Source organism: Ruminococcus sp. (genome assembly GCF_045129435.1).
GTDB lineage: Bacteria > Bacillota > Clostridia > Oscillospirales > Acutalibacteraceae > Ruminococcoides.
On record NZ_JBGVJL010000144.1, the window covers coordinates 1 to 4,868 of the forward strand.

A 4,868-nucleotide genomic window follows, 5' to 3' on the forward strand; every position below is an offset into this window, starting at 1 on the left:
TAACCTTTGAAATTCAACGCAAGCGTAACAAAATCGTTTCTGTCAAGGCTCACATTAATAAAGGGAGATGTAAAAGGCATACCAAGAATATGGTAAATTTCACCGGCAATGCAGTTAGTAGAAACTATAGTAAAATCCCCGTTTTTCTGTTTGTCAAATCTACTGCGTGCGGAGTTTTCGTACTCTTTTTGACGCTTTCTGCAAGACGGCAGACTAAACCACATATTCCACAAAATATCCTTTATATATGTTTTCATAAGTTACTCCCCTCGTTATACCTTATCAATCAAAACAGCAAAGTACTGCTCGTCTGTTTGCTCCACGACTACCTCACCTGAAGTAGCGTCTGCAAGCTTTTTATTCAGTGTGCCAAGCAGGTCGGGTGTGATGTGGAATTTCACAAGCACATCGCTTTCGTAAACGGTATCGTCAACTGTAGCACCAACACCCATTATGAGAGATGACACTTTGCCATACTGATTATACGCACATCTTGCCTCACACACAAGACAGCTCTGCATAATAACAGGCTGAGCAGCCTCGATGGCAATTTTACAGCCTTGCGAATAGGCTCTCACAAGTCCACCTGTACCGAGAAGTACACCGCCGAAATATCGGGTGACAACCACCACAACATCAAAAATCTCGTTTTTCACAATAACATCAAGTACGGGCATACCTGCTGTGCCGGATGGTTCGCCATCATCGCTGTAACGCTTGATATTGCCCTCTCTGAGCGAATAGGCATACACATTATGGGTAGCGTTCCAATGCTCACTTCTCTTTTCATTTATAAAGGCAACAGCCTCCTGTTCAGTTTTGACAGGCTTGCAGTAGCCGATAAAGCGAGAACGCTTTTCAACAAATTCATCACTTGCGTACTCAAGTACGGTTTTGTAGTCCTTTGCCACAATGCACCTCCGTAACAGCTTTCCCCGTAATGGAAAGTCTAAGATTTTATTCTTAACTTCAACTACTAAAAATAGGTTCTGTTTAAAATGTTAGGGTAATATTTATAAATTATGGTTTAGCAGAAAGTTTTGGATAAATAATAAAAATTTAGGTCGAGTCTTTTTAAAGGCTCGTGGGTTTGGGCAACGCCCAAGAAAAGTTGTTTTCATTACAATTTATACGGCACAAACAGCAACGCTGTTTGTGTGCTAAAGCAAAGTTTGATAAAACAGGCGACAGCCTTTTAAAAGAAATAATTTATAAATAGAAAAAGAATATCTTTTCTGTTTTGTGATGCTTTCGCAATTATAAGCTTATCACCATTATGTTCAAGCCACCAAACAGCAAGCTATTTGGCTATCAAAGCCTTGCGTTAGTTTAAAGTATTGTGGGCTTTGCCCACCCCCACAACCTTTGAAAAAGGTTGACCAAATTTTTATTTTCGAGTATAAAGTCTGTGCTAATTCAAACAAAATTTCCCGACCGTTGCTAAACCATAATTTACCCTAACTATTAATATAAATCAATAAAATATAAGCAAATAGTCAAAAAGGCGGCACGATGTGCCGCCTCAACAATTACGATATAAAATTATTTGTCCATACCGAAACGCTTCTTGAATCTATCAACGCGTCCGCCGGTATCAACCAATTTCTGCTTTCCTGTGAAGAATGGGTGGCATTTTGAACAAACTTCAACACGAATGTCCTTCTTTGTTGAACCTGTTTCAATAACATTACCGCAAGCACATGTAATTGTTGTCTGCTGATAATCTGGATGGATGTTCTCTTTCATTTTCCTCACCTGCCTGACTCTGCATAATAACAGATAGATTATACATCATAAATACGCAAATTGCAAGTGTTTTTACAAAACTTTTTTAAAAAATTCGTTATTTTTTTGATTTTTCTATCTTTTAATGCAGTTATTTAAAATATAAATCAATATAATTCTAATTCAGAATTATTTAATTTCTTTTGTGGAAATTTCTTTCTGAGCCATTGCAATAAAGTCCTCAAGTTTCATTGCACCGAGGTCGCCCTCTTTTCTGTGACGAACAGAAACTGTATTAGCCTCAACATCCTTGTCACCGATAATGAACATATAAGGCACTTTTTCAAGCTGAGCCTCACGAATTTTGTAGCCGATTTTCTCACTTCTTGAGTCAACCTCAACACGCATACCGCAGGCATCAAGAGCCTTTTTGATTTCGTAAACATAATCGAGATGTCTGTCAGCAACAGGCAAAAGCTTAACCTGAACAGGAGCAAGCCACATCGGGAACGCACCTGCGTACTTCTCAATAAGGAGAGCAAGAGTTCTCTCGTAACAGCCGATTGAAGTTCTGTGAATGATGTATGGGTGCTTCTTTGAGCCGTCCTTATCAACATACTCCATACCGAATTTCTCAGCCAACATCTGGTCGATCTGAATTGTGATAAGTGTATCTTCCTTACCGTAAACATTCTTAATCTGAATGTCAAGCTTAGGACCATAGAAAGCAGCCTCGCCTACGCCGATAGCATATGGAATTTCGAGGTGGTCAAGAATTTTCTGCATAATTCCCTGTGCCTCGTCCCACTGTTCCGGTGTGCCAATGTACTTATCTGTATCCTTAGGATCCCACTGTGAAAATCTGTAAGATACATCTTCATAAAGACCAAGTGTCTTGAGCATATAAATTGCAAGTTCAAGGCAGTTTCTAAACTCATCCTCAAGCTGTTCAGGCAGACACATAAGGTGACCCTCTGAAATTGTAAACTGACGAACTCTGATAAGACCGTGCATTTCACCGCTTGCTTCGTTTCTGAAAAGAGTTGAAGTTTCGTTATAGCGAAGTGGCAAATCTCTGTATGAACGCTGACGATTGAGGTATGCTTGATACTGGAACGGGCATGTCATCGGGCGAAGTGCAAATACTTCATCGTCCTTTTCAGGGTCGCCGAGTACGAACATACCGTCCTGATAGTGATCCCAGTGACCGCTTATTTTGTAGAGGTCGCTCTTTGCCATATAAGGTGTTTTTGTGAGTAACCAACCACGACGCTGTTCCTCATCCTCAACAAATCTCTGCAAGAGCTGAATAATTCTTGCACCCTTCGGAAGAAGAATAGGAAGTCCCTGTCCGATTACATCTGATGTTGTGAAAAGCTCAAGCTCTCTGCCAAGCTTGTTATGGTCACGACTTCTTGCCTCAGCAAGCATTGTGAGGTGTTCTTCAAGCATTGAAGCCTTAGGAAAAGCCACACCGTAAACTCTGCAAAGCTGATGGTTGTTAGCGTCACCTCTCCAGTATGCACCTGTGCAGTTTGTAAGCTCAACTGCCTTGATTGGTGCAACGCTCATAAGGTGAGGGCCGGCACAAAGGTCTGTAAACTCAGCCTGTTTATAAAAGCTGATGTGCTCGCCGTTATCTGAATGTTCCTTAGCAAGCTCAACCTTGTAAGGCTCGTTCATCTCCTCAAGCATTTTAACTGCATCATCGGGAGCAAGCTCAAAACGCTCAATCTCAATACCGGACTTAACGATTTTCTTCATCTCAGCCTTGATTTTCTCGAGGTCTTCGGCTGTGAATGGCTTTTCAACCTCAAAATCATAGTAGAAGCCGTTATCTACAGCAGGGCCGATAGCACATTTTGCGTTTGGATAAAGACGCTTAACAGCCTGTGCAAGAATGTGAGAGGCTGTGTGCCAAAATGCTTTTTTGCCGTCCGGCTCGTCAAATGTGAGAAGATCTACTCTGCAATCCTTTGTAATAGGTGTGCGTAGATCAACAACCTTTCCGTCAACTCTCGCACAACAAACAGACTTATAAAGTCCCATACCGATAGACTTTGCAATTTCAGCAGGAGTTACTCCACTTTCAAACTCCTTAACTGAACCGCCCTTTAATTCAACATTAATCATATTCATTCTCCTTAATCTGAAAGAAATAAAAAGCCCGATATTCCAAACGGAATATCGGGACGAATATACTTCGTGGTTCCACCCAACTTTGGCATTAAAAATGCCCTTGTTATGACTTTAACGCAGTCTTACGCCGCACCATTTCCTGTGCAGACTCAAAGGTGGTAGCTTAAAAGTACTTATGCGAAAAATCACAGCTAATATTTTCGCTCTCTGAAAAAGTAGATTTTTAAGTCATGTCCTTATCGAAGTTCATTTATTTTACTTAATACTAACACCAAAAAATTAAAATGTCAAGCATTATTTTTTATCGTTAAGCTCCTGTTGCTGCTCCTCAAGCTCGGCAAGCATTTTGTCAATATCTCTCATAAGCTTTTCTTCCTTTTTCTGTCGTCTTGACTCAAAGGAGCTTTTGTCGCCGAGTTTTGTTAAATCATCTGTATTGTCCGAGTCATCAACGCCAAAGAAGAAGTCGCCCGAAAGGTCGTTGTCCTCACCGATAACCTTTGGTGCAGGAATTGCGGGAGTATCGTTTTCGTCAGCTTCATATCCCATAATGAAATCATCTGAGTCAGCAGTTACTTTCTGAGTGTAATCGCTCTTGTCAGCTGTGGTATCATCTGAGAATACCACATCTTCATTGCCCTCTGCATCAGGCTTTTCATCTTCAACTGTGAACTCGTCAACAATCTCTATTTCATCTTTACGGAGAGCCTTTCTTGCAAGCTCAATAATAAAGAAAAGCTGGTAAAAGGCGAATGAAATAAGCATTGCACCTGCAAGCAGAGCAACACCGCCAATGCCGTCAAATACTACTCTTGCAATGAGGAAAGCACCATATGAAATGCCAAAAGCGACTGACGGCAGACCATAGAGGAATGTAGCCTTAACAGGGTTTCTGCCCGGAATTTTCGAGATTACCATTGCCTGTGGGAACAAGCTGAGTGTAAGGAAAATAAAGCAGAATAAAAGTGACATATCAGACGCTGCAACCGAAAGCTTTGTTGCCT

General features: G+C 41.0%; 5 protein-coding genes. All 5 read right to left on the bottom strand.

Going from position 1 to position 4,868, the window contains the following annotated elements; translation table 11 throughout:
• Positions 1-257, bottom strand: a 257-nt coding sequence (locus tag ACJMMI_RS06905; protein ID WP_405354488.1) for a DUF1919 domain-containing protein, incomplete at its 3' end; no start/stop codon positions are given.
• A gap of 15 nt (positions 258-272) precedes the next feature.
• Positions 273-911 carry an IMPACT family protein gene (locus ACJMMI_RS06910; RefSeq protein WP_405354489.1) on the bottom strand — a complete coding sequence of 213 codons (639 nt, stop codon included), beginning with the start codon at positions 909-911 and terminating at the stop codon, positions 273-275.
• 631 nt (positions 912-1,542) lie between these two features.
• Positions 1,543-1,746 (bottom strand): 50S ribosomal protein L31, encoded by a 204-nt coding sequence (gene rpmE, locus ACJMMI_RS06915; protein WP_117706075.1) that lies wholly within the window; start codon positions 1,744-1,746, stop codon positions 1,543-1,545.
• Positions 1,747-1,914: 168 nt separating this feature from the next.
• Positions 1,915-3,858: a threonine--tRNA ligase gene (thrS, locus tag ACJMMI_RS06920; RefSeq protein ID WP_405354491.1), complete on the bottom strand. Its 1,944-nt coding sequence runs from the start codon at positions 3,856-3,858 to the stop codon at positions 1,915-1,917.
• 300 nt (positions 3,859-4,158) lie between these two features.
• The coding region (locus ACJMMI_RS06925) for a hypothetical protein (protein ID WP_405354492.1) at positions 4,159-4,868 on the bottom strand (710 nt) is incomplete at its 5' end.